The sequence below is a fragment of the Acidobacteriota bacterium genome, assembly GCA_009838525.1.
GTDB lineage: Bacteria > Acidobacteriota > Vicinamibacteria > Vicinamibacterales > UBA8438 > VXRJ01.
This window is the reverse complement of record VXRJ01000018.1, coordinates 241,229-264,772: the sequence shown is the minus strand read 5'-3', so window position 1 is coordinate 264,772 and position 23,544 is coordinate 241,229. Positions and strand designations below refer to the sequence as shown.

Genomic DNA, 23,544 nt, shown 5'->3' with positions numbered 1-23,544 from the left:
GCGGCTGGCGGATCAGGTCTCGCTCAGCCGGAGCACGTTGTTCGACAGGTCGAGCACGACCCGGTAATTGCTCAGGAATCGGTGGCCGATGATGCCCCCGACGTTGAATCCGAGCAGCGCGCTCGGCCGGTGCAGATTGAGCACTACCACCGAGAAATTGTCGTACTGGATGCGGTCGAAGCCGAGGTTGACTCCCGGTAGCAGGAACGCGTCCTCGTCCCAGCCGGACGTGCCGAAGACGCGCAACGGAATGTGGCGTACCGGTCTTGTCTCGATGACGGCGGCCGTGCTCAGGCTGATCGAGATTACCTCACCGCCCGTGTCTACGATGAAGGACTTTTGATGTTCGCCGTTGACCACGCCGCGCACCATGGCAAGGCGCTGAAAACGCATCGGGAGCTCAATTTCGCCTGATTCCGGCGGTAGCCGGCGGGCAACGATCATCTGCCCGTTCGCGTAATCCATCACCGTCGACAGACCGAGGGCCAAAGGTGAGAAACTGTTCTCGCTGCGCGTTTCAGGGAGTCCGGTGAGAGGCGGATTCTTGATGAGGGAGGGAATGTTCTCGACCTGAAGTGTCCCCACCTCAAGCGTATCGACTCGTCCCAGCTCGAGTCCGCGCATGCCGACCCGGCCGACACCTGCACTCAGGGTGTTGGTAATCGGTCGGAGCCCTACCATCTGCGCCGTCCGCTGCGACAGCACCATCTGCTCCGCGCCGGTGTCAACGACCAGATCGAGCGGATCGCTCCCATTGACCCGAGCGCGCACAATCACCTTGTCGCGCTCAAGACGGAAGGGAATGGTGTGGACCGCGTCGGCTCCGTCCGCCACGATGTCGATCGGCACCCGATCCCCGAACGACCTGAGGAACCGAACCTCGGAGCGCGCCCACTCTATCTTCTCCGCCTGCCGTTCGAGCGAGAGCCGCGCGATGTACTGGTCGAACGCGTCCGCGGCAACGCCGTACTCGCCGAGGCGGCGGTGAATGGTGCCCAGCGTGTGGAAAAACTCTGCCCGGTCGTCTCCTGCAATCGCAGCTTGCACTTCGACGCGAGCCTCGTCGAGACGTCCCTGTGCAGCCAAGCCGCGCCCGTAGCCGTGTCGGGCCGCGGGCGTGTCGGGCGTCCCGGCGAGGATTCGCTCGAACTCTCGCTCCGCTTCCGGGAAGAGGCCGAACGCCCACAAGGCGTCGCCGTACAGCGCCTGATCATCCGGATCGGTCGGACCAAGGCCTCTGAGAAACTCCGCTTCCTGCTGGGCGCGCGTGAACTCGGCAACATGCAGCAACGACCGGAGCAGGCCGGTTGAGGCGCGGACCATCTGATCGGCCCGGGCTCCCTCCTTGGCGCGGTCGTACCCCGTCATCGCCTCCCAGTACCGCTGATCGCCATACAGCAGGTCAGCGAGTTGCAGACGGGTTTCCACCCGGGCCGCGTCGGGTGTAGACCAGGCAGCGAGCAGGATCGGTGCTGCGGCTGCAAGCGCCAGCCCGAGAAACGCCGTTCGAACCACAGGGCGCATGGCTTGCCTCCCGCCCGACTTGCTACGCGGAACTACCGGGTGTAGTGCTCGATCGGAACGCCGTCGTACATTTCGTCGACGCGGAGGATCTGCGCACTGCGGCTGTAGGTGCCCAGCTCATAATCCTCGCTCATGATGAGCGCCTTCACCGGCTTGGTCGGGCAGACTTCCGAACAGAGTCCGCAAAACGAACAGCGGGACAGATTGAAATCGAAGTAGTCGAGCACCTTGATCTTGTGTCCCGGTTCCCTATGGCCACCCAGATTGATCAACTCGTCCGGGCACGCCTTGGCGCACTGATCGCAGACTATGCAGGTCTGCGCACCCGTCTCCGGCTCCACCTGAAGGCGGAGCACACCACGGAACCGCGGAGCGACCGGACGCCGTTCCTCCGGGTACTGAAAGGTGAAGGCGGGCTGCGGGGTGTACTTCAACGTCACCAAGAGACCCTTGAGCAGGTCGACCAGAAAAATTGTGCGAAACAGCTTGCCCAGCATCGCCAGTTACACCCGATCTTCGACGAGAATCGGCTCGCTCTGCCCCGCCGGAATCACCCGCCGCCGGCGCAGCACGGTGCTCTCTTTCCGGATCTTGTCCTGCAGCCGCATGAGCCCGTACAGCAACGCCTCGGGGCGAGGCGGACAGCCAGACACGTAGACGTCGACCGGCACGATCTTGTCCACTCCCTGCAACACACTGTAGGTCGGAAACGGACCGCCCGCGTTGGAACAGCTTCCCATCGAAATGACCCACTTCGGCTCGGGCATCTGGTCGTACAGGCGTCGCAGCACCGGGGCCATCTTCTTCGTCACGGTGCCAGCGACAATCATCAGGTCCGACTGCCGAGGTGAAGCGCGAAACACCTCAGCCCCGAAACGCGCGATGTCGTAACGGGACGTCGAGGTGGCGATCATTTCGATCGCGCAGCAGGCAAGGCCGAACCCCATCGGCCACAAGGAGGACTGTCGCGCCCAGGTGAGCACCCGGTCCAGGTTAGTGGTGATGAAGTTGTCTTCGAACCGATGATCTATCAGACCCATCTGTCTGAACTACTTGCCCTCGTACCACTGGGCGTTCGTCTCGATGTAGTCCTGCCACTCGTCCGGCACCTCGTCGTTGGCGAAGATTGCCTCCACGGGGCATGCCGGAACGCAGGCGCCACAGTCGATGCACTCGTCCGGGTGGATGTAGAGCATCGTTTCCGCTTCGAACTCATCCTCGTCGGAACGTGGGTGAATACAGTCGACCGGGCAGACATCGACGCACGCAGTGTCCTTCGTGCCGACACAGGGTTCACAGATGGAGTAGGCCATGCATTCCTCCGGATAACGCCAATTCTGGCTAAGTCCCGGCCAAAGGATACACGGCGCTCCAGTCAGGAATCAAGCAGCGCCACGGGGCCTTCGTCGTCGACCATCCGGCCGACGTCCACCGGCGGCTCGAACCGGATGGCGGCCCTGTACCGCATGCCGGTTCTCCCTGTCAGCGACGTGATGCACGCACTCCACACTTCACCAGTAAGCGACCGTGGCCGCCGTCCGCCTTCCAGAACCACGACAACCCGGGCCGCCGGCACGAGCCGCATCTGGCCCTCGACCAGCACACCGGCCGACGTCCAGGCTATCGGCTCGACCTTCCCCCCCGGGCGGAGCCGGATCGCGGTGAGCCACGAAGGCGTGCCGGGTGGGCGCGCACTCGCCGACGCTACCGTATCCGCCACCGTCCCGCCGTGTAGTCGAACGCATGGTGCTGCACTCGCGCTGTTCCACCAAGGACGCGAATCGCCACCTGATGTCCCTCGCGGCTTCTAAGGTAGAGAGTCCCCGAACTGGCCGTGCCGAGCGGCGTCACGCTCAGGATGTCGGAGGAGCCGAACCGCACCGGGTCCGCGTCCGCCCCGGCCGGACCCGTGGATCCCACCGGCGGCACCGCTGCGCCGAGCGCAAAGCGGACCCCCTCGAAAAGATCACCGATTGCCGTCTCCTCGCCCACCGGCAGATCGACGCCGGCGCCTATGTCTGCGGTTCGAACACCATCGCCGTCGCCATCCCGGTACGAACGGAAGAACACCTGCCCGTCGCGAGTCGCGAAACGAAGCCCGACCGTCGCACCGCTCCGGGCGGCGTCTGCGCGCGCCAGCATGATCCGGCCGGTGAGGTAGCGGGCCGCACTGGCAACGTGTTGCTGATGGCGCACGGTGGTCAGCAGCGGCATGCTCAGTCCCGCCACCGCAATGAACAGTCCGGCCATCACCACGGTCTCCAGTAACGAAACGCCCCGCACCTTAGGCTGGCGCGGCCCGCGGGAGAAGCGGGATCCCGCCGGGGATCCCGCCTCCTTTCCGCCACGGCGCGTAACGAACATTCTCCAGGAGATCATCGCAACGGGCTACGGACCAGCCGGACCCGCGTCGGCGACCCGGATCAAGGGCCGCAGACGTAGAAAGGTCCGCTCTCCGATACCGCGGATGTTCATCAGGTCCTCCACCTTCGTGAATGGCTGTTCCTGGCGGTACTGGACGATCAGCTCGGCGGTCCGTGGACCGATACCGGGGAGCGCCTCGAGCTCCGCCGGCGTTGCAGTGTTCAGGTCGATCCGTTCCTCCGGCGGCGGGGTGTCCCCTGGCCCCTGCGTCCGCTGGACGGACGCCTGTTCCGCGGTGAGGGGGGCCGCCACCGATGCCATGAGTGTTCCGGCGCAGAGCGCCACGAGAAGAACCGTCCGAGTCATGATTCACCTCCGTCTCGATGTGCTGCGCGCCGGCGGCGTTACTCTCCGACCGGATTCGCCGCCCTGCCGGGAGCAGCGTGTCTTGCGGGCCTGAGTACCGCCGGCTAGTGCCGGCAGGGCTGCGCGAACATGAAGCAAGAACCGTGCCACTCCGACCCCGCAACCTCCCGCACCACACGCCTCCCATGTCTCCCGATGAATGCGGCGACCGGTCGGGTGATTCGACGGGATCGAATAGCCGGCGAGCGCGAACCGGACCACCCGCCGCCCGGCAGCCGCAGTTGACCGCCCGGGACCCGGCATTCGGCGCCGACTAACCCCGTGGTTCCGGATTGCCCCGTGGTTACTGGCGCAATCGCCGGTGCGCAAAAGCTGCAACCCGTGTTACCACGCCGGCCTGGACCGCGTGCATATAATGCGGCGACTACCTCATCCCGAGGAGGCCCGATGACGCCCCATGCCCCGCGACGTGGTTTCGACCGGCGCGCGCTCGAGCTGTCGGCCGGAGTACTCACCCTGGCCCTCACCGCGTCGGCGGCGGCCCAGACCGGCGGTGGCACGCTAGACATCTACTGGATCGACGTCGAGGGCGGCGCCGCAACGCTGGTCGTCACACCCGAGCGCGAGTCGATCCTGATGGACACCGGATGGCCACGGCCGGACAGGCGCGACACGGAACGCATCTTGGCGGCGAGGGAGGACGCCGGCCTGGCCGAGCTGGACTACGTGCTCATCAGTCACTTCCACACCGACCACGTCGGTGGAATCGGCGCCCTCGCCGAGAGCGTTCCGATTGGCCAGCTGGTCGACCACGGCGACAGCGTCGAGTTGAATCGGGAATCCGGCCGCGCCCTGTGGAACGACTACACGGCGGTGGCCGAGGGGCGCCGCCGGAGCGTCGCGCCGGGCGACAAGCTGCCACTCCGCCGGATCGAGTTGTCGTTCGTTGCCGCGCACCGCGCGCTCATCGACAGCCTGGAGTCGCGAGGACCGAATCCGCTCTGCGCCGGCGTCGGTGAAATCGAGCCGGATATGGGCGAGAACGGCCACAGCCTTGGCTATCTGGTTTCGTTCGGCGCGTTCCAGTTTCTCAATCTGGGCGATCTGACCCCCGACCGCGAGCACGCGCTCGCCTGCCCGGAAAACCGCCTTGGCGTCATCGACTTGTATCAGGCGCCGCACCATGGTGGCTACGGTGCGATACGCCCGGAATTGACCGGCGCACTACAACCGACCGTGATGGTGATCAATAACGGTCCGCGCAAGGGCGGCACACCCGAATCTCTCGCCGTGGCTCAACGGACCGCCGGCATCGAAGATGTTTGGCAGTCACATCGTGCGCTGGCGGACAACGCGGACCACAACACGGAAGAGGCGCTGATCGCCAACCTGACCGAAGAAGATGATTGCGCCGGTCACTGGATCAAGGCAACGGTGGCGGCGGACGGCCGGAGCTGGACGATGACGAACGGCCGAACCGGCCATACGCGAAGCTACCTGTCGCGCTAGGAGGCTGTCGCACGCTCCTGGCGAACGGCGCCGATGGCTACGATATAGTAGGCGGCCAAACGTAAGGGAGGGCTCCCTCGATGCTGACGATCCTGTCGTTGCTTCCGATCATTGTCGTCGCGGTGTTCCTGGTCGGCCTTCGGTGGCCGGCGAGCCGCGCCATGCCGCTCTCGTACATCACCGCGGTGGCGCTGGCGCTCGTCGTCTGGCAAGTGCCGGGGCTCCAGGTGGTGGCGGCTAGCGTCAACGGCCTGATCGTCGCCCTCACCCTGCTGTACATCATCTTCGGCGCCATCCTGCTGCTCAATACACTGCAGGAGAGCGGAGCGATCCGGACAATCCGTCAGGGCTTCACCAACATCACCCCCGACCGGCGCGTGCAGGTGATCATCATTGCCTGGCTGTTCGGCGCCTTCATCGAGGGCTCCGCCGGTTTCGGCACACCCGCCGCCGTGGCCGTGCCGCTACTGGTCGGCCTCGGCTTCCCAGGCATGGCGGCCGTGACTGCCGGCATGATCATCCAGAGCACACCAGTGAGCTTCGGGGCTCTCGGAACCCCCATTCTGGTAGGCGTCAACACCGGGCTGACGGCCGGGCTCGACCGCGTGCAGGAGGCAGGCTACGTCGCCGGCTGCACCAGCGCCGAAACCCTGGCCCAGTGTGGTGAGTGGAGCGCGTTTCTGGCTTCAATCGGTTTCAAGGTCGCCATCCTGCATGCGATCGCCGGAACCCTCATCCCACTCATCCTGGTCGCGTTCATGACCCGGTTCTTCGGCCGTAACCGGTCAGTCGCAGAGGGACTGCAAGTCTGGCCGTTTGCCATCTTCGCGGCACTCGCGATGACCATCCCGTACCTCTTGGCCGGCTACTTCCTTGGACCTGCATTCCCCGCCCTGATCGGCAGCATGACGGGCCTCGCAATAGTCGTCAGTGCGGCGCGAGCCGGGTTCCTCGTTCCGAAGGCTGGGGATACGTGGGAGTTCGACGCGAAGGAGAACTGGCCGGGCGAGTGGACCGGCACGATTGAAGTGAAGGACACGGCTCACGCCAGCGGATCGATGAGTCTGGTGAAGGCGTGGTCGCCTTACGTCATCGTCGCGCTGCTGTTGCTCGGCTCTCGCCTGGTGCCTCCGCTACAGGCGGCGCTGCAGTCATGGACCATCACCTGGCCCGATATGTTCGGCACGTCGGTATCCGCCAACGCCGTCCAGCCGCTCTACCTGCCGGGCTTCCTCTTCATAGTGACGTCCCTCATCACGTTTGTCCTGCACGGCATCCCGGCTGAGGCGTACAGGCGTGCCTGGGGCACGTCGCTCAAGGTGACCGCAGCCGCTTCCGTCGCGTTGGTCTTCACCGTCCCGATGGTGCAGGTGTTCCTCAACAGCACGGGCGGCGCGGCGGGCTACGAACGCATGCCTATCGTGCTGGCCGAGGGCGTCGCCGCCCTCGCCGGCGGCGCTTGGCCGATCTTCTCACCGTTCATCGGGGGCATCGGCGCGGCCGTCGCAGGCAGCAACACCGTGAGCAACATGATGTTCTCGCTCTTCCAGTTCGACATGGGAGGGCGGATCATGGTCGACCCGACCTGGATCGTCGCACTACAGGCAATCGGCGGCGCGGCCGGCAACATGATCTGCGTCCACAACGTCGTCGCCGCCTCGGCCGTGGTAGGCCTCCTCGGCCGGGAGGGCGCGGTCATCCGCATGACGGTGATTCCGTTCGTCTACTACGCCCTGCTGCCCGGCTCGCTCGGCTATCTGTTCGTCTCGTACGCCACGAGCGGGTTGCTGAACATCGGCACGTTGCTCGTGGCGCTGATCGCCGCTCTCGCGGTCTACATGATCGTGCGGTACGGCGGGCGACCGGCGACAGCGGACTGAAGCGCGGGCACGCACCGGACCATGCAGATCGCGCAACTGGCCCAACTCGCTAGCGAGGCGTCTGACCCGAACACCTTCGTCGGGAGGGCACGCCTGACCCGGTTGCCGGGACTATCGGACGACCCGGCCGTCCACGGATTTCGCGTGGAGTTCCAGCCCGCCGCCCGGACCAACTGGCATACGCACAGCGGTCCGCAACTGCTGATCGTGGTTGCGGGCACCTGCCGGCTGCAAAAGGACGGCGAGGCGGTAATCGAGCTCGCTTCGGGCGATGTCGCCTGCATTGCGCCGGGAGAGCGTCACTGGCACGGCGCGTCGCCCGACGGACCGATGACGCACGTCGCGATCAACATCAGCTCCAGAACCACGTGGCTCGAACCGGTGAGCGACGCAGAGTATTCCGCCACCGACGCCGCCTGAACCGGCGCTGGCCGACGCTCGACTACCAGCCGCACGCGCGGCCGGCGTTCTGTTCGTCCAACCAGACGCGGAGGGGCGCAAAGTAGTCGAGGATTGCGCCCGCGTCCATCTCGCGGGTGCCGGCAATCGCCTCTAGCGCGTCCGGCCATGGACGGCTCGCTCCCATACGGAGCAGTGCACCGAGCCGCTCCCCTGCCGCCCGGCTGCCGTAGATCGAGCAACGATGCAACGGGCCGTCAACCCCCGCCGACTCGCACAGGGCGCGGTGGAACTGAAACTGCAGGATGTGGGCCAGAAAGTAGCGCGCGTAGGGAACGTTGGCGGGAACGTGGTACTTCGCGCCCGGATCGAAATCAGCCTCGGTCCGCGGCGTCGGCGGGCTCACTCCCTGGTATGACTCCCGGAGCCGCCACCATGCCTCGGTGTATCTGCCGGGGGGCACCTCGCCGCTGAAAACCTGCCACCGCCACTGATCGACCAGCAGGCCGAACGGGAGGAATGCCACCTTGTCGAGCGCCTGCCGCAGCAGGAACGGAATGTCTCCCGCCGTCCGCGGCACACGGTTCAGCAACTCCGTTTCCACGAGGTACTCCGGCGTGATCGACAGGGCGATCGCGTCACCGATGCCCTCGTGGAAGCCATCGTTCGCCCCCGTTCGGAAGAGCGGATCCTGCCGCCTGTAGGCCCGCTGGTAGTACGTGTGGCCCAGTTCATGGTGGATCGTCGCGAAGTGCTCGCCCGTCGGCTCAATGCACATCTTGATCCGGACGTCCTGGTCGTAGTCAACGTTCCAGGCGCTCGCGTGGCAGACGACGTCGCGATCCGCCGGCTGCACGAACAGCGAGCGCTCCCAGAAGGTATCGGGCAACGGTTCGAACCCGAGGGAACTGAAGAACCGCTCGCCGTAGCGGACCATTTCGATCGCGTCGACATCCTGACGCTCCAACTGCCGTGTCAGGTCAATCCCCGAACCGACGTCGTCGGGTGTCACCAGATCGATGACATTGCCCCAGCTCTGTGCCCACATGTTTCCGAGCAGGTGCGCGGGAATGGGACCGTCCGGGGGCACGATCGCTGTTCCGTAGGCATCGCCGAGTTCCGCGCGGACCAGGCAGTGAAGGGATTCGTACAACGGACGAACCTGGTCCCAGAGCCGGTTGAGTTCGCCCCGGAAGGCATCGGGTGGCATGTCATACGCCGAACGCCACATCGTGCCCGCATCATCGAAGCCGAGTTCAAGCGCTCCGGCGTTGGCGATCTCGACGAACCGTTCGTAGCGGCGCCGTAGCGGGACCGAGATCGATCGCCATCCCTCCCACACCTCGATCAATTCATCCGTATCGCGCGACTCTGCCAGGATGCGTTCCAGCACTGGCAGGTCGAGACAGTCGTCATCCCCGTCCGCCCCGCGTCTGCCGGATCTCGCCCTGCCTTCCTCCGGGCAGTATTCGCCCCGACCGTACGCCGCCTCCATTTCAGCCTGGATGCCCGCCAACTCCCGCTGCAGAGCCGGGTCGGACGGTGCCACTGCAGCAAGCGATGTCCGGAGTAACGTGAGCTTGCGGGCTGCCTCCTCAGGCAGCTCGATGCCCACGAAGCGCGCGGCAGCCGATGCCAGCTCGATGGTCGCCCCCATCAACTCGGCGTTCGTCGCCGCGGCGAGCGCGTTCGTCTCGTCGGAAATAAAATTCTGTTGCACCCACGCTGCCTGTTCGGCCGCGATGCGCAACTCGAGCAATCGTGTCTCGGCTTCCCTGAGGAAGACGCCGGCATCGGCCGCCGACGGCACCGGCCTGCCATCGCCGCCGCACGCGACAAGCACTGCGGCGCCCAGGCAGGCGGCGGCAAACGCGTTCCGATGTCCCTTCATCGCTTCACCTCCAGCGGAACAGGCGTAGCGCCAGAACGAAACTCCCGCTGGTCCAGGCAAGCAGGATCAGCAGTTCGAAGCCGATGGTGCGGAGTCCATCGCCGTGCAGCATGACACCGCGCAACGCGTCGACGAGCGCGGTCAGAGGCATGGCCTGAATGAAGGGCTGCAGCGGATCGGGAAAGTTCGAGGCGGCGAAGAACACGCCCGACGCAATCCACATCGGGGCCATCACGACGTTCATGATTCCCGACACCCCTTCGATCGTCCGCGGGCGCGCCGCGGTCAGAAGACCTATTCCTCCGAAGGCCATCGCCCCGACAAGCGCGACCAGAGCCAACGTGACCAGCGACCCTTCTATCGGAATGTCGAAGATCAACCACGCGACGCCCACCAGGGCTGCCACCTCCAGGGCGAGCAGCACCAGCCGAGCCACTACAAACGACCCGAGATAGTGAGCGCGTTGCATGGGCGTCGCCATCATCCGCTTCAGCAGCTTGCGCGAGCGCTGCGTCACGATCTGGAAGCCGATGCCCCAGATTCCGGTCCCCATGATGTTCATCCCGAGAAGTCCCGGGATCAACCAGTCGACGTACCGGTAGCCGGGCGCCGCCGCCGCTTCGCCCGGTCTGTCGAACGCCAGGCCAAGAGCGAGAGCCATCAGGATCGGAAAGACGAAGACCCAGAAGATCATCTCCGGCTCACGCACCAGCAGCAGCACCCGGGTTCTCGTCAGTTCGACGAACGGATGCCGTACCCGCGCGCTGGCCAGTTCACTCATCACGCAGGTGGTGACCCGTCAGGGCCACGAAGACGTCCTCGAGCGTCGCCCGGGGCGGCTTCGGCTTCGTCACGTGCGGCACGCCGATCGACTCGATCAGCTCGTCCGGACTCCCCTGAGCAATCACGCGCCCGTGGTCGATGATCACCAGGCGGTCACAGAGGACCTCTGCCTCGTCCATATAGTGAGTCGTGAGCACGATGGTGCCGCCCTCCGCGCGAAACCGTTCGAGCAATGCCCAGAGCTGCCGGCGGGACTGCGGATCGAGCCCGGTTGTCGGTTCGTCCAGAAACAGCAAGTCGGGGTTGCCCACCAGCGCGCAACCGACAGCAAGGCGCTGCCGCTGACCGCCCGAGAGCGTGCTGACCCAACTGGTCCGCTTGGCTTCCAGCTCGAGCAGGCGGAGCACGTCGCCAACCCTCCGTCCGTGAGGGTAGAAGGTACGGAACAGCTGGAGCGTTTCCTCCACCGACAGCTTCTCGTCGAGTTGGGCATCCTGAAGGTGAATTCCGAGCCGCGCACGCAGGGCCTGGCTGCCTTTCCCCCATGTCGAGCCCAGAACGCGAATCTCTCCAGCGTCCGGCACGAGTATGCCCTCGAGCATCTCGACGGTGGTGGTCTTTCCGGCGCCATTCGGTCCGAGAAGGCCGAAGCACTCGCCACGGCGGATGTCGAGATCGAGCCCGGCTACGGCGACAACGTCGCCGTAGCGCTTGACGAGACCGCGGCACGCCACCGCCAGATCCCTTGTGTCGCTGGTCATCCCCTGAAGGGCGGGCAGGTCGGCGGGGCGGTCCAGCGGCCTCTGTTACGCACCAAGATGTCGAGCGACGGGCGTGTCGGTTCGGACGATTGTGTCGCGTCGGTCCGACCCGGTCGAGATGATCGCGATCGGCACGCCGATCAACGTTTCAAGCCGCTCGAGGTAAGCGCACGCGGCAGTCGGCAAGTCTGCCTCGTTCCGAACTCCAGCCGTCGTTCCTTCGCCCGACCAGCCGGCCAAAGTCTCGTACACCGGCACGCAAGCGCCGAGAAGCGCGACATCGCCCGGCGGATCGTCCAGCAACCGTCCGTTGCAGCGGTAGCCGGTACAGACCTGCAGAGAATCCACCTGATCGAGCACATCCAGTTTCGTTACCGCAAGCGATTCAATGCCATTCACCCGCACCGCGTAACGAACCGCCACGGCATCGAACCAGCCGCAACGGCGCGGGCGGCCGGTCGAGGCGCCGTATTCGCGTCCAAGCTCACGCAGGCGATCCGCCGCGTCCCCGTTCAGTTCGGTCGGGAGTGGGCCCTCGCCGACCCGCGTCGTGTATGCCTTGGCGATTCCCAGCACGTGGCCGATCGCGCGGGGTCCTACCCCCAGCCCGGTACAGACACCACCGATCGTTGCGTTCGAGGAAGTCACATACGGATACGTGCCATGGTCGACGTCGAGCATCGCGCCCTGCGCCCCTTCGAAAAGGACGGGCCGGCCCGCCGCAATCGCATCATGCAGATAGCGGGACGTGTCGACGACGCGTGACGCAAGTCGGGGCCACGCACCGGCTGCCGCATCACGTACGGTGCGCCAGTCCAGCGGCGTACCGGGGACGGCACGGTTGCGCACCTCGACATTGGACCGAACCAGCGCCGTGAGCCGGCCCCCGCTGCTACTGTCCGCAAGATCGCCAATGCGTACCCCGCTTCTGGCCGCCTTCTGCTCATAGCTCGGACCGATTCCGCGCGACGTCGTCCCGATCCGATGCGCACCCAATCGATCCTCGGACGCGGCCTCAAGATGCCGGTGATACGGGAGGATGACATGGGCCCGGTTGCTCACCAGGAGGCGGCCGTCGGTGTCGATTCCGCGCCCGTGCAGTTCGTCGATCTCGGCGAAGAGCGCCGTGGGGTCGACCACGACGCCGTTACCGATTACGCAGGTGACGCCCGGGTGCAGGATTCCGGACGGGATCAGGTGAAGAATGAACTGGTCGCCTTCGACAAAGACCGTGTGGCCAGCGTTGTGGCCTCCCTGGGACCGGGCCACGATGGCGAACGCCGGTGCGAGGAGATCGACGATCTTCCCCTTTCCCTCGTCACCCCACTGGGCGCCAAGCACGGCGAGATTCCCTGTTGCGACCATCGGGGTGCAGGCAAACGCCCGATGATAACAGAACGATTGACACGCCCCCTCCCCTTGCCTATCGTCAGGAGGGGCACCCTTGCTTCACGAACGGCCCGAGGTCGAACGCGAAATCCTGCTGGCGCTTGACGCCACGCCTCCGCGCGTTCCCGTCGTGCTCGGCCTGTCCGGCAGCGGCCGGACCTCGGTGCTGCGAGGCATCGAAGCACGACTGGACGGAGTTCCGTCGCGCTACGTCGACGCCGAGCGGGTCCTCTCCACTCCCGAGCGATTCCTCGGAGCACTCATCGGACCGGACTCCTCCCAGGGGGCCGTTCCCATTCCGGCCGATTCGCCGCGCGCGGCGTTCGATGCGCTGCTTGACTACATCAGTCAACCCGCGCGTCCGTCGGGGCCGCAGCAACCCATCCTGTTGCTCGACGAGTTCCTCGAACTCGAGAGGCTCAACGCATTCCCGGGACTGCGCGGTCTCCTTGGTCAGTTTCTCGACGCCGTCACACGCAGCTCGAACCGCCTTGTTCTGACGAGCCGCTATATCGCACGCGCAACCCGCCTGCTCGCCTCGCTGCCGGCCAACCGCTTCACGGTCGTCGATCTGCCACCGCTGTCCGCGGCTGAAGTGCGCGCCGTCCTCGCCGAACGGATGGCCAGCCCTGACGACACGGACCTCGACGAGTTGGCCGGCGTGGTGCTATCCCTCGCCGACGGGCGTCCGAGCTATGTTCACCGAATCGCGGACGGCCTGGTGGCGGACGAGGGCGCGAACGATCCGCTCAGCGCACTAGCCGCGCAGATGGGCTCCGGGGCACCGCTTGCCACCGCCCTCCGTTTCACGTACGAACTGCGGTTGCACCGGGCACGCGGCTACAGCGCGCTGAAGGGCGTTCTCGCAACACTGGCTGACGAGGAACCGCTCACGCTGTCGGACATTGCGCGGCGGCTTGGCCGAACACCCGGATCGACAAAGGACTACCTCCTGTGGCTGGCGGATGTCGATCTGATCGCGGGCGAGGCGAAGCGCTACCGCTTTGCGGATCCTCTGCTGCGGCTCTGGGTCCGGCTACACTGCCGCCCCAGCCCGCCGAACGATGTCGCGCTGGCGCGGGAGGTGCAGGACTACGCGGTCAGCCGCCTCCCGCCCGGCGGAGCAATGACTCCGGATGATCACGACCTGCCCTCGTCCGGGGAGTCCGGCGCAACGCCCTTGCTGCCCGAACCGCCGGTGGACCTGATCGAGATCGACTGAGGGCTGTCCGGTTCGGGGGCAAGGCCCGATAGCCCGTCCTCGGTGGCCGCGCGCAGGCGGCGCAGTATTTCCCGCGCGGCTGCCTGCTCCGCTCCCTTCTTGGAGTCTCCGGTCGCGGTACAGGCCGGCGCCCCGTCGATCGCGACGGCGACCTGAAATGTCTTGTGGTGATCCGGACCGCTCGTGTCCAGCACGGTGTATACCGGGAGCGAACGACCACGCGCCTGCAACCATTCCTGAAGCGCCGACTTCGGATCGCGATAGCCGGCCCCGTCGACCGACGCCAAAGGTGCTGACGGGGACCGGGGAAGCAGTTCGTCGTACAGGTCCGCATACACCCGATCGAGAACCCGCCGAGCGGCCTTGTATCCGCCGTCGAGGAAAACCGCGCCGGTCACTGCTTCGAACGCGTTGGCGATGAGCGACGCTTTCGTCCGTCCGCCGCTGCGTTCCTCACCCCGTCCCAGCCGCAGAAAGTCCGACAGCGCCAACCGGGCTCCCATTGCCGAGAGCGTGCCACGCGAGACCAGCATCGCCTTGCACTGCGATGCATCGCCCGGTGACCCTGCCCCGCCCCACCTTGCGTGGATCACGTGCGACATCACCAGGCCGATCACGGCATCGCCCAGGAACTCGAGCAACTCGTTGTCGCCGGTTTCCCGCAAGTCGACTTCATGGGAGTACGATCGGTGCGTCAACGCCCGCTCCAGCAGCAACCGGTCGCTGAAGGCGTAGCCGAGCCGCGCTTCCAGATCGGTAAGGTCGCGGTCCGGATGTTCAGACACGACCCGTCTCTGGCGTCGACACCGCGGCGGGCAGCGGCTCCGAACTGGATGACGGGCCGACATCGTCGATACGAAGCAGCACCATCGTCATGTCGTCATGCTGATCCGCAGTACCCACGAACGACTCGACGGCCCGTAGGACCTGCTCGCGCAGTCCGTCCGGCGGAAGATGCGCGTTCTCGGCGATCACGTGCTGCAGGCGCTTCTCGCCGAACAGGTCGTTGGCCTCGTTCATGGCTTCGCTGACGCCATCGGTGAAGAGCACGGCGACATCGCCCTCCCGAATGCTGAGACGGTGCTGTTCGATCAAGCTGTTGAACTGCTCTTCCAACCCGGCCAAACCCAGCACGAGGCCATCCGGAGCCAGAACGCGGACTTCGAACGAGTCGGCGCCTGCTCCGCCGTTCGAAGACGCGTAGAAGAGCGGCGTGTGGCCCGCGCGCGCGTAGGTCAGGGTCCGGGCTTCGAGGTCGACCACGGCGTAGAGCATTGTTATGAAGCTGCGCGCGTCGAGCGTGCCTGCCATGATCCGATTGGTTTCCTTCAACAGCTTGCGGGGCGATTCATAGATCTGTCCCAGACTCAGGATCAGTCCCTTGAGCTCTGCCATGTAGAGCGCGGCCGACGCCCCCTTGCCCGACACGTCGGCCACGAGGATGCCGAGGCGGCGCTCGCCAAGCCGTATGACGTCATAGTAGTCACCTCCCACTTCTCGTGCCGGTCGGCACAGCGCGGTGATCGTCAGACCGGGAATCGAGAGCGCGTCTCGCGGGAGAAGGGACATCTGAATCTGGCGCGCGATGCGCAGTTCTTCCTCCAGTCGTTTCTTCTCCGCCGCCTGATGCATGAGATTCTCGATACTCGCAGTCATCGAGTTGAACGACTCGGCGAGGTCACCGAGCTGATCGCCCGACGTAATTCGGATGCGATGGGTGAAGTCGCCGCGTCGGACCCGGCCGGTGCCAGTGAAGAGCTCGTGTACGGATCCGGTTATCGACTTGGCCAAGGCGCCACCCATCACCAGAGCAGCCACTTCGATGACGAGAAAGAGGCCTCCAATTACGGCAAGCAGCAACAGGAACGTCGAGTGTGCTGCGACGGGATCGCTCAGATCGACAGTTCCGAACAGGCGCGCATAAAACGCCGCGGGCGTGATCCGGATCGGGCGGTTGATGGTTCGCGCCTCGCCGCTCTCCCAATCCACTGCATCCCAGAGGCCAACCCCCGACAGGCCGCTGACGGAAGGGATCACAAGACCGGCGGCACCTGGGTTCGCCGCGTCCGAACCGACCGCATCCATCCTCACGCCGGTGGAGACTTCGATGCGCTGCAGGACATTCTCGTCAAGCGGGATGTCCACGACGATCGCCCGCACGTCCGCGCGGTCAACCATCGCTACGGCGCGAACAACCGGAGCGTAGTCCGCCCCCAGGGTCACCAGGCCGGCGAAGTCCTCCGACCCGATCCAGGACGGCAGTCGGTCCGGCCGTCGCGCGTGCCCCCAGGGACCGGCTACGCCTGGCAACTCTCCATCCGCCAATCCGAGCATCACGGCCGACATGCCTTCGTACCGCCGACCCCCAGCCCGTCGCACGCCTGCCAGCGCTGGCTCCGGAGGCATCCCTCGTGACAACCGAACGCCTAGCCCGCCTGCGGCAATCTGCGCGTCGGCGGTGATGCTCGCGAGTTCCCGGCGCACAAGATCGGTACTCGTCAGAAGCACCGACATCGTCCAGGCGACTGCGAAAAACGCCATCAGCAGAAGGACCGGCACGAATCCGATGAAGATGTACGAAAGGAACAGCTTCCGGCGGACCCGCCAGAGCAGGCGGCGCTGAAGGCGGACCAGAAGCGTCAGGATGATCGACCCGAGACCGACGGCCAGGGCGATCGACGCGGCGTTATCGAACCAGGCGACCAACGTATTGCCGCTGAACGGCAGCAGGAGAAGCTTGGCGGCCGAGCCGGCCAGCAGCACCGCCACCGGCCAGGATGTAACGCCCGGCCAGAGCGAATACTCCCTCCGTTCGAGTGCCATCCCCGTCAACAGCCCGTGGTGAAACCCCGCGTCGCACCGAGAGCGGCGAGGCGCCCGGCTGACAAGTTGCGACGAGGGGGCATATTGGCCATATGCGACCGAGGAGCAACGCCGTTCAGCCGGGATGTATCGCCGCTCGAATGTAGCGGGGGTTTCACCACCGGCTGTTACATCGTAGCACCCGCCTACCCCACTCCCTCTTGCCCGCGCTCGGCCCGTCGGCGGCGTACAATGGCGCACGCATGGTGCTCGGTGCGGACTTGATCGTCCGCAGCGTCGTTGGCGGCGCGTTCATGGGTCTGGCCAATCTCGTCCCTGGGATCTCGGGCGGGACGATGCTGCTTGCGGTGGGTATCTACCCGCAGTTCATAAGCGGCGTGGCCGAAGTATCAACTCTCCGCCTCCGGCCGGCCGTGCTGGTGATGCTCGCCTCGGTCGGATGCGCCGCGGTGCTCGCCGTGGCGGGTGGCGCGGGACTGATCGCCGCAGCGCTCGATCGATCACCCTGGGCCATGTACAGCCTCTTCATCGGCCTCACCCTCGGCGGCGTACCAATGCTGTGGGCCGCCGTACGGCCGCTGGACGCAACGATCGTGCTGAACGCGACCACCGCCATCATCATGATGGCGCTGCTCGCGGTGATCGACCCCGAGAGTTTCGGGCATGGAGGCGCGTCAGGCCTGTCGGCCGTGCTGTTGCTCGTGTTGGCGGGAGCGGCGGGCGGCGCGGCGATGATCCTGCCCGGCGTGTCCGGCGCCTACCTGCTACTGATACTGGGACAGTACCGAACCATAGTGGATGCCGTGGCGACTGCGGCGGACGCTGGACGATCGGCAGACATCGCGGCCGTGCTGACAACCGCGAACGTGCTGGCTCCGGTGGCGGTCGGCGTCGGGGTGGGCATTGTCGGCGTGAGCAACATCGTCAAGCTCCTGCTCGCCCGCCACGAACGCGCAACCCTCGGTTTCCTGCTCGGCCTCCTTCTGGGCGCCGTCATCGGCCTGTGGCCGTTCGGCGACGCCACGCCAACCCCGTGGCAGGCGAGCGCCGCCCTCACGCTGGTCGCGACCGGTTTCCTCTGCTCCTGGGGGATTTCGTACCTGGGCCAGGTCAAGCGGAACGCGTCGACTCGCTGACCCAGTGCAGGTAGTCCGGGGCTCCGTCGACTACCGGAACCACGATGAACTCCGGTGTGTCGTACGGATGCAGGTCGATCACGCGCGCGCGAAGGGCATCGACCCGCGGGCGCGTCGTCTTGATCATGACGAGCTGCTCGTCCCCCTGCTCGACATCACCCTGCCAGCGGTAGACCGACAGGACGGAGCCACAACAGGTGACGCACGCGGCAAGGCGTTCGTCAACAAGAACGCGGGCGAAGACGGTCGCGTCCGTTTCGGGCGGCAGAGTCGTCCATGCCACCACCGCCTCCCTGGCACTCTCCTGCGTCATTGCGCCTGACTCCCTACCGGTCGGACCGGCGTTGACCGACCCAGCCTGCCATGCTAGCATTTCACTCTTCCACGGGGACGCGGGGTGGAGCAGCCTGGTAGCTCGTTGGGCTCATAACCCAAAGGTCGGGGGTTCAAATCCCCCCCCCGCTACCACACACCAAATCCGGGCTCGAAGCGCCGATCTGCCCGGCGGTTTCACCACGGCCTACTAGACCTGTCTGCTATAGTGAATCGTCTCGTGGCGGCGCTCGCCAGCCACCACCGGAGCGAGAAAGGAGTCCCTGCATGAAACTGGTCATCGCGATCATCAGACCCCACATCGTCGACGATGTACGCGACGCGCTGCTTGCCTTGGGTGTCAACGCGCTCACGGCAACCGAGGTGAAGGGCTACGGCCGCCAGAAGGGACACAAGGAGATGTACCGCGGCGCCGAGTACTCCATCGACTTCGTTCCGAAGACGAAAGTCGAAATAGTGGTGGACGACGACAAGTGCGACGCCGTCATCGAAGCGATTACCACTGCGGCCCGCAGCGGCCAGATCGGTGACGGCAAGCTGTTCGTCGTGGATATTGGGCAGGCGATCCGAATCCGGACTGGCGAAACAGGTCCGAGCGCGCTCTGAAGGGGGCCAGGCATGACAAGACAATCGCTGCTGTCGCAGCTGCTGCCGGCGGCGGCAGTTTACCGCCGCGGCGACACGGGTGCGCCATGGTCCATTGGCCATAAGAGACTGTACGCCGGCGCCGCGGCCGCCACCATTCTGCTGTTCGCGCCGCGAGCCGCCTGGGCGCAGGAACTGAGCTCCGGCGACACCGCCTGGATGCTGACTTCAAGCGTCCTGGTACTCTTCATGACCATTCCGGGGCTTTCCCTCTTCTACGCGGGCCTGGTCCGCGCCAAGAATGTCCTGTCCGTGATGATGCAGTGCTTCGCCATCACCTGCATGGTGACCATTCTGTGGACGGTGTACGTCTACGGTCTGGCGTTCGGGGATGGCGGAGGGCTCAATGCGTTCGTCGGAGTCGGGAAGTTCTTCCTCTCGGACGTCGGGGTCGACACCGTCTCGGGAACGATCCCGGAAACCGTCTTTCAGATGTTCCAGCTCACCTTTGCGATCATCACGCCTGCGCTGATGGTCGGCGCGTTCGCCGAGCGCATGAAGTTCTCGTCGATGATGGTCTTCATGGCGCTCTGGGTGAGCATCGTGTACGCCCCGGTCGCCCACTGGGTCTGGGGCGGCGGCTGGCTCGGCGAGATGGGCGTGCTCGACTTCGCCGGCGGCACCGTTGTTCACATCAACGCCGGCGTGGCGGCGCTGGTGCTATGCATCGTCCTAGGGGGGAGGCAGGGCTTCCCGGGAACGCCGATGCCACCCAACAGCCTGGTGCTGACGGTGGTGGGCGCCTCGATGCTCTGGGTCGGCTGGTTCGGCTTCAATGCCGGTAGCCAACTGGCGGCGGACGGCGTTGCCGGTATGGCCATGGCGGTAACCCACATCGCCACCGCCACCGCCGGCTTCGCCTGGATGCTCGCGGAGTGGATGCGCCACGGGAAGCCGAGCGTCCTGGGAATCGCCACCGGCGCGGTCGCCGGCCTCGTCGCCATCACGCCGGCGTCCGGATTCGTCGGACCGATCGGCGCACTGGCAATCGGTGCGGCGTCAGGGATCTGCTGTTTCTACGCTTCGAGCAACCTGAAACGCGCCTTGGGCTACGACGATTCGCTCGACGTCTTCGGTGTCCACGGCGTGGGTGGGTTCGTGGGCGCGATCCTCACCGGCGTCTTCGCGGCCCAGGCGTTTGGCGGCTCGGGCCTCGACAGCGGCATTGGCCCGCAACTCTGGCTGCAGTTTGTCGGGGCCGCGGCAACGATCGTCTACAGCGCGGTCGTGACGCTGGTCCTCATCAAGCTGGTCGATGCCATGATGGGGATTCGCGTAACCGCCGAAGAGGAATCCGTCGGTCTCGACATTTCGCTGCACGACGAGCGCGGATTCACGCTGTAGCTTGGCCAGTTACTCTATCGCGGTCATCCCTGGCGACGGCATCGGCCAGGAAGTGGTCCCTGCGTCGATCCGCGTCGTGGAGGCGGCTGGACGGCGCTTCCGTTTCAGGTGCAACTGGACGACGTTCAATTGGGGCTGCGAGCGGTACGCCGACACCGGTCAGATGATGCCGGCCGACGGCCTCGATCGCCTTCGGCCCCATGACGCCATCTTTCTCGGCGCCGTCGGCTGGCCGGGCGTGCCGGACCACGTGTCCCTCTGGGGCCTGCTCATTCCGATCAGGCGGACGTTCACACAGTATGTGAACCTCCGTCCGGTGCGGCTGTTGCCCGGTGTCCGCTCACCGCTTGCCAACCGGCAGCCGGAGGAGATCGACTTCATCGTCGTTCGCGAGAACAATGAAGGGGAGTACTCGGAGATCGGCGGCCGACTCTATGCGGGAACCGACGACGAACTGGCGGTCCAGCAGGCGGTCTTCACCCGGCGGGGCGTCGATCGCATCATCCGTTATGCGTTCAAGTTGGCCCGGTCGCGCGAAAAACGCCATCTGACGTCCGCGACGAAATCGAACGGCATCATCCACAGCATGCCGTACTGGGACGAACGGTTCGCGGCCATCGCGGCCGACTATCCGGACGTCACGACCGATCAGTTTCACATCGACATCCTCTCGGCGCATCTGGTGCAACATCCCGACTGGTTCGACGTGATTGTCGCCAGCAACCTCTTCGGGGACATCCTCTCCGATATCGGCCCGGCCGTGGCCGGCTCGATTGGCCTCGCGCCGGGCGCCAACCTCAATCCGGAACGGACCTCTCCCTCGATGTTCGAACCCGTTCACGGCTCGGCGCCGGACATTGCCGGCAAAGGAATCGCCAACCCGATTGGCCAGATCTGGACGGCCGCGATGATGCTCGATCACCTGCGGCAGACGGCCGCGGCCAGTGCCATCGTTACCGCGATCGAAGCGCAGATAGCCGAAGGGACGGTGCTTACACGGGATTTGGGCGGGACCGCTTCCACCGCCGATGTGGCCGACGCCATTGCCGACAGAGTGGAAGCGGCCTGAGTCGTTCCCGGAGCAGGCCCGTTCGATCCACGGTGCCGGGACGCTCGTCTGAAGCGACTACGCCACCGCGCGGCAGGCGCGCAGCGCCGCAATGGCCTCCTCCCCGTAGCCTGCTTCGGCAAGCACTTCATCGGTGTGCTGACCCAGAAGAGGAGCCGGCCTCCCCGGCTGAAGCGGCGTAGCGCCGAGCTTGATCGGCGTACCAAGGGTACGGATCGTGCCCAGCGTCGGATGTTCGGTCGCGACGACCATCTCGCGCGCCCGTACCTGCGGATCGTTCAGCACGTCACGGTAGGTGTTGATCGGGCCGCACGGAATGTCGTTCGCTTCGAGCCGCTCCAGCCAGTACGCGCGTGGACGATCGGCGGTCACCGCTTCGATCTCAGCCGCGAGCGCCTCGCGATTGGCAACGCGAACCCCGTCGACGCTGAACCGCTCGTCGCCGAGCCACTCCGGGTGCCCGAGCAGGCGGGCAAGACGTGCGAAGATCCGGTCGTTCGCCGCGCCTAGCGTGATGTAGCCGTCGGCGCACCGGATCGCCTGGTACGGCGCGCTCATCCGATGCGCGGAACCAAGCGGGCCGGGAACATTACCGGTCGAGAAGAGTTCCGTGGCCTCCCAGACGGAGAGTGCGACGCCAGCGTCGACCAGCGCCGTATCGACCTGCTGTCCGATGCCGGTCCCCTCACGATGATGGAGTGCCGCGAGGATACCGCAGACCGCGAAGAGCCCGGCGCCCAGATCGGTCAGCGGAACGCCCACTTTGGCCGGCGGCCGATCCGGCTCTCCGGTAACCGACATCAGGCCGGAAACGCCCTGTGCCACCAGATCGAATCCACCCTTCCCCGCCGATGGCCCGGTCTGGCCGTAACCGGAGATTGATGCGTAGATGAGCCGCGGGTTGTCCGCGGACAGCGTGGCGTAATCGAGGCCCAGCCTTGCCATCACTCCGGGACGGTAGTTTTCTATGAGGATGTCGACCTCGGTGGCGAGACGCTCCACGACATCACGGCCCGCGTCGGTCTTCAGGTTGACGACGATCCCCCGCTTCCCACGATTCACCGCGTTGAACGCGGCGCTGTCGCTCCCTTGCGCGCCTGCCATGCGGCGCGACGAATCTCCTGCGGGCGGCTCGACCTTGATTACGTCGGCGCCCATGTCGCACAGTAGCATTGCGCAGTACGGCCCCGCCATGACCTGTGTCACGTCGAGAACGCGGAGACCGTCCAGAGGCGCCTGCCCCATGTTTCTCTTAGTCTGGCCGCGCTTCACCGGTGCGGCCGCGGAGGCCTGATTCGTGTCTACGCCCCAAGTCCTCTACGAAAAGAACGGCCCGAGCGCCATCATCACGTTCAACCGTCCCGAAGCGCGTAACGCAATGACCTGGGAGATGTACGACGCGCTGGTCGCATCGTGCGACCGGGCCGAACAGGATGACGCCGTCCGAATCGTCGTCCTGCGGGGTGCGGGCGGAAAGGCCTTCGTCGCGGGAACCGACATCGGGCAGTTCGAGGCATTCCGGAGCGGCGAAGAAGGAGGTGAGGACGGCATTGCGTACGAGCGGAGGATCGACAGCGTGGTCGATCGCCTTGAGCGCCTTGCGAAGCCGACCGTGGCGGCGGTCGACGGTGCGGCAACAGGTGGTGGACTCGCGTTGGCGATTGCCTGCGACCTCCGCGTGGCCACCGATCGGACGCGTTTCGGCATTCCGATTGCACGCACGCTCGGCAACTGCCTGTCGGGTGCGAACCACGCGCGGCTGCTCGACCTTATTGGCCCGGCCCGCACGAAGGACCTCCTCTTCACAGGCCGCCTGCTCGACGCGGCCGAAGCGAAAGCGGTCGGCCTCGTGAACCGGGTCGTCGCCCCCAGCGTGCTCGATGCGGCCGTCGCCGATTACGTTGACACCATCGCCGCCAACGCACCGCTCACCATTCGGGCCAGCAAGGAGATGATCAGGCGGATTCAGGAACACCGTCGGATTGAATCGTCCCTCGGAAGGGATCTCATCGTCAGTTGCTACGGAAGCGCCGACTTTCGCGAGGGGATCGCCGCCTTCCTCGGCAAGCGGCCACCCCGTTGGTCGGGGTTCTAGGGTCGTGGGCT

At 65.7% G+C, this 23,544-nt stretch carries 22 protein-coding genes, 1 tRNA gene and 1 pseudogene; 10 read left to right on the top strand and 14 right to left on the bottom strand.

Features of this window, described 5'->3' with window-relative positions; all coding sequences use genetic code 11:
- Nucleotides 1-12 precede the first annotated feature (12 nt).
- The 6 genes from F4Y45_07095 to F4Y45_07070 form a co-directional block, all read right to left on the bottom strand.
- On the bottom strand, nt 13-1,524 hold the full coding sequence (locus tag F4Y45_07095; protein MXY24273.1) for a hypothetical protein: 1,512 nt from the start codon (nt 1,522-1,524) through the stop codon (nt 13-15).
- Nucleotides 1,525-1,556: 32 nt separating this feature from the next.
- Nucleotides 1,557-2,021 carry an NADH-quinone oxidoreductase subunit I gene (locus F4Y45_07090; GenBank protein ID MXY24272.1) on the bottom strand — a complete coding sequence of 155 codons (465 nt, stop codon included), beginning with the start codon at nt 2,019-2,021 and terminating at the stop codon, nt 1,557-1,559.
- Between the two features lie 6 nt (nt 2,022-2,027).
- Complete coding sequence (locus tag F4Y45_07085; GenBank protein ID MXY24271.1) at nt 2,028-2,564, bottom strand: NADH-quinone oxidoreductase subunit B; 537 nt, start codon at nt 2,562-2,564, stop codon at nt 2,028-2,030.
- A gap of 9 nt (nt 2,565-2,573) precedes the next feature.
- Complete coding sequence (locus F4Y45_07080; protein MXY24270.1) at nt 2,574-2,837, bottom strand: ferredoxin family protein; 264 nt, start codon at nt 2,835-2,837, stop codon at nt 2,574-2,576.
- 391 nt (nt 2,838-3,228) lie between these two features.
- Entirely contained in the window at nt 3,229-3,774 is a 546-nt protein-coding gene (locus tag F4Y45_07075) for a hypothetical protein (protein ID MXY24269.1), read from the bottom strand.
- 138 nt (nt 3,775-3,912) lie between these two features.
- Entirely contained in the window at nt 3,913-4,254 is a 342-nt protein-coding gene (locus F4Y45_07070; GenBank protein MXY24268.1) for a helix-hairpin-helix domain-containing protein, read from the bottom strand.
- 447 nt (nt 4,255-4,701) lie between these two features.
- Here F4Y45_07070 and F4Y45_07065 point away from each other — a divergent pair, with 447 nt between their 5' ends.
- The 3 genes from F4Y45_07065 (at nt 4,702) to F4Y45_07055 (ending at nt 8,063) form a co-directional block, all read left to right on the top strand.
- Nucleotides 4,702-5,763, top strand: a complete 1,062-nt coding sequence (locus F4Y45_07065; protein ID MXY24267.1) for an MBL fold metallo-hydrolase — start codon at nt 4,702-4,704, stop codon at nt 5,761-5,763.
- 80 nt (nt 5,764-5,843) lie between these two features.
- Complete coding sequence (locus F4Y45_07060; GenBank protein ID MXY24266.1) at nt 5,844-7,643, top strand: L-lactate permease; 1,800 nt, start codon at nt 5,844-5,846, stop codon at nt 7,641-7,643.
- Nucleotides 7,644-7,664: 21 nt separating this feature from the next.
- The gene (locus F4Y45_07055; protein ID MXY24265.1) at nt 7,665-8,063 is read left to right on the top strand and encodes a cupin domain-containing protein; all 399 of its coding nucleotides are present in this window, start codon (nt 7,665-7,667) and stop codon (nt 8,061-8,063) included.
- Nucleotides 8,064-8,085: 22 nt separating this feature from the next.
- Here the strand turns inward: F4Y45_07055 and F4Y45_07050 are convergent, their stop codons facing one another.
- The 4 genes from F4Y45_07050 to F4Y45_07035 are packed head-to-tail and all read right to left on the bottom strand — an operon-like array spanning nt 8,086 to nt 12,842.
- Nucleotides 8,086-9,933 (bottom strand): M2 family metallopeptidase, encoded by a 1,848-nt coding sequence (locus F4Y45_07050; GenBank protein MXY24264.1) that lies wholly within the window; start codon nt 9,931-9,933, stop codon nt 8,086-8,088.
- Between the two features lie 4 nt (nt 9,934-9,937).
- Nucleotides 9,938-10,714, bottom strand: a complete 777-nt coding sequence (locus F4Y45_07045) for an ABC transporter permease (GenBank protein ID MXY24263.1) — start codon at nt 10,712-10,714, stop codon at nt 9,938-9,940.
- On the bottom strand, nt 10,707-11,477 hold the full coding sequence (locus F4Y45_07040; protein MXY24262.1) for an ABC transporter ATP-binding protein: 771 nt from the start codon (nt 11,475-11,477) through the stop codon (nt 10,707-10,709). Before F4Y45_07040 ends, F4Y45_07045 begins: the two co-directional genes overlap by 8 nt.
- Nucleotides 11,478-11,522: 45 nt before the next feature.
- Nucleotides 11,523-12,842 carry an adenylosuccinate synthase gene (locus F4Y45_07035; protein MXY24261.1) on the bottom strand — a complete coding sequence of 440 codons (1,320 nt, stop codon included), beginning with the start codon at nt 12,840-12,842 and terminating at the stop codon, nt 11,523-11,525.
- Nucleotides 12,843-12,921: 79 nt separating this feature from the next.
- Here F4Y45_07035 and F4Y45_07030 point away from each other — a divergent pair, with 79 nt between their 5' ends.
- Nucleotides 12,922-14,088: a hypothetical protein gene (locus F4Y45_07030; protein MXY24260.1), complete on the top strand. Its 1,167-nt coding sequence runs from the start codon at nt 12,922-12,924 to the stop codon at nt 14,086-14,088.
- On the opposite strand, the gene rnc is transcribed toward F4Y45_07030, so the two are convergent.
- Together rnc and F4Y45_07020 are read right to left on the bottom strand one after the other, a co-directional pair.
- Entirely contained in the window at nt 14,007-14,936 is a 930-nt protein-coding gene (gene rnc / locus F4Y45_07025) for a ribonuclease III (protein MXY24259.1), read from the bottom strand. The two genes, F4Y45_07030 and rnc, sit on opposite strands and share 82 nt — an antisense overlap.
- Nucleotides 14,866-16,911 (bottom strand): SpoIIE family protein phosphatase, encoded by a 2,046-nt coding sequence (locus F4Y45_07020; GenBank protein MXY24258.1) that lies wholly within the window; start codon nt 16,909-16,911, stop codon nt 14,866-14,868. Before F4Y45_07020 ends, rnc begins: the two co-directional genes overlap by 71 nt.
- Before the next feature lie 242 nt (nt 16,912-17,153).
- Between F4Y45_07020 and F4Y45_07015 the strand changes: the two genes are divergently transcribed.
- On the top strand, nt 17,154-18,047 hold the full coding sequence (locus tag F4Y45_07015; protein MXY24257.1) for a DUF368 domain-containing protein: 894 nt from the start codon (nt 17,154-17,156) through the stop codon (nt 18,045-18,047).
- Here the strand turns inward: F4Y45_07015 and F4Y45_07010 are convergent.
- Nucleotides 18,022-18,360 (bottom strand): divalent-cation tolerance protein CutA, encoded by a 339-nt coding sequence (locus F4Y45_07010; GenBank protein ID MXY24256.1) that lies wholly within the window; start codon nt 18,358-18,360, stop codon nt 18,022-18,024. The genes F4Y45_07015 and F4Y45_07010 overlap by 26 nt on opposite strands.
- 78 nt (nt 18,361-18,438) lie before the next feature.
- On the opposite strand from F4Y45_07010, the gene F4Y45_07005 reads away from it, so the two are divergent.
- From F4Y45_07005 to F4Y45_06990, 4 genes are all read left to right on the top strand, one after another.
- Nucleotides 18,439-18,515, top strand: a tRNA-Met gene (locus F4Y45_07005).
- 132 nt (nt 18,516-18,647) lie between these two features.
- A complete protein-coding gene (locus F4Y45_07000; GenBank protein MXY24255.1) occupies nt 18,648-18,986 on the top strand; it encodes a P-II family nitrogen regulator in 339 nt (112 codons plus the stop codon).
- 12 nt (nt 18,987-18,998) lie between these two features.
- A complete protein-coding gene (locus tag F4Y45_06995) occupies nt 18,999-20,369 on the top strand; it encodes an ammonium transporter (protein ID MXY24254.1) in 1,371 nt (456 codons plus the stop codon).
- A gap of 1 nt (nt 20,370) precedes the next feature.
- The gene (locus F4Y45_06990; protein MXY24253.1) at nt 20,371-21,438 is read left to right on the top strand and encodes a tartrate dehydrogenase; all 1,068 of its coding nucleotides are present in this window, start codon (nt 20,371-20,373) and stop codon (nt 21,436-21,438) included.
- A 57-nt stretch (nt 21,439-21,495) separates the two neighbouring features.
- On the opposite strand, the gene F4Y45_06985 is transcribed toward F4Y45_06990, so the two are convergent.
- On the bottom strand, nt 21,496-22,683 hold the full coding sequence (locus F4Y45_06985; protein MXY24252.1) for a CoA transferase: 1,188 nt from the start codon (nt 22,681-22,683) through the stop codon (nt 21,496-21,498).
- Here F4Y45_06985 and F4Y45_06980 point away from each other — a divergent pair.
- Nucleotides 22,682-23,533 (top strand): annotated as a pseudogene (locus tag F4Y45_06980) (enoyl-CoA hydratase). The gene F4Y45_06985 and the pseudogene F4Y45_06980 sit on opposite strands and share 2 nt — an antisense overlap.
- Nucleotides 23,534-23,544 lie beyond the last annotated feature (11 nt).

What these genes read in the sequence shown, in the direction of transcription:
- F4Y45_07070 (MXY24268.1), bottom strand. Translation starts at nt 4,254, where the DNA reads ATGACTCGGACGGTTCTTCTCGTGGCGCTCTGCGCCGGAACACTCATG.
- F4Y45_07000 (MXY24255.1), top strand. Translation starts at nt 18,648, where the DNA reads ATGAAACTGGTCATCGCGATCATCAGACCCCACATCGTCGACGATGTA.
- F4Y45_07010 (MXY24256.1), bottom strand. Translation starts at nt 18,360, where the DNA reads ATGACGCAGGAGAGTGCCAGGGAGGCGGTGGTGGCATGGACGACTCTG.
- F4Y45_07060 (MXY24266.1), top strand. Translation starts at nt 5,844, where the DNA reads ATGCTGACGATCCTGTCGTTGCTTCCGATCATTGTCGTCGCGGTGTTC.
- F4Y45_07040 (MXY24262.1), bottom strand. Translation starts at nt 11,477, where the DNA reads ATGACCAGCGACACAAGGGATCTGGCGGTGGCGTGCCGCGGTCTCGTC.
- F4Y45_06995 (MXY24254.1), top strand. Translation starts at nt 18,999, where the DNA reads ATGACAAGACAATCGCTGCTGTCGCAGCTGCTGCCGGCGGCGGCAGTT.
- F4Y45_07050 (MXY24264.1), bottom strand. Translation starts at nt 9,933, where the DNA reads ATGAAGGGACATCGGAACGCGTTTGCCGCCGCCTGCCTGGGCGCCGCA.
- F4Y45_07075 (MXY24269.1), bottom strand. Translation starts at nt 3,774, where the DNA reads ATGGCCGGACTGTTCATTGCGGTGGCGGGACTGAGCATGCCGCTGCTG.
- F4Y45_06985 (MXY24252.1), bottom strand. Translation starts at nt 22,683, where the DNA reads ATGGGGCAGGCGCCTCTGGACGGTCTCCGCGTTCTCGACGTGACACAG.
- F4Y45_07085 (MXY24271.1), bottom strand. Translation starts at nt 2,564, where the DNA reads ATGGGTCTGATAGATCATCGGTTCGAAGACAACTTCATCACCACTAAC.
- F4Y45_07095 (MXY24273.1), bottom strand. Translation starts at nt 1,524, where the DNA reads ATGCGCCCTGTGGTTCGAACGGCGTTTCTCGGGCTGGCGCTTGCAGCC.
- F4Y45_07065 (MXY24267.1), top strand. Translation starts at nt 4,702, where the DNA reads ATGACGCCCCATGCCCCGCGACGTGGTTTCGACCGGCGCGCGCTCGAG.
- F4Y45_07015 (MXY24257.1), top strand. Translation starts at nt 17,154, where the DNA reads ATGGTGCTCGGTGCGGACTTGATCGTCCGCAGCGTCGTTGGCGGCGCG.
- F4Y45_07045 (MXY24263.1), bottom strand. Translation starts at nt 10,714, where the DNA reads ATGAGTGAACTGGCCAGCGCGCGGGTACGGCATCCGTTCGTCGAACTG.
- F4Y45_07020 (MXY24258.1), bottom strand. Translation starts at nt 16,911, where the DNA reads ATGGCACTCGAACGGAGGGAGTATTCGCTCTGGCCGGGCGTTACATCC.
- rnc (MXY24259.1), bottom strand. Translation starts at nt 14,936, where the DNA reads ATGTCGGCCCGTCATCCAGTTCGGAGCCGCTGCCCGCCGCGGTGTCGA.
- F4Y45_07035 (MXY24261.1), bottom strand. Translation starts at nt 12,842, where the DNA reads ATGGTCGCAACAGGGAATCTCGCCGTGCTTGGCGCCCAGTGGGGTGAC.
- F4Y45_07080 (MXY24270.1), bottom strand. Translation starts at nt 2,837, where the DNA reads ATGGCCTACTCCATCTGTGAACCCTGTGTCGGCACGAAGGACACTGCG.
- F4Y45_07090 (MXY24272.1), bottom strand. Translation starts at nt 2,021, where the DNA reads ATGCTGGGCAAGCTGTTTCGCACAATTTTTCTGGTCGACCTGCTCAAG.
- F4Y45_07055 (MXY24265.1), top strand. Translation starts at nt 7,665, where the DNA reads ATGCAGATCGCGCAACTGGCCCAACTCGCTAGCGAGGCGTCTGACCCG.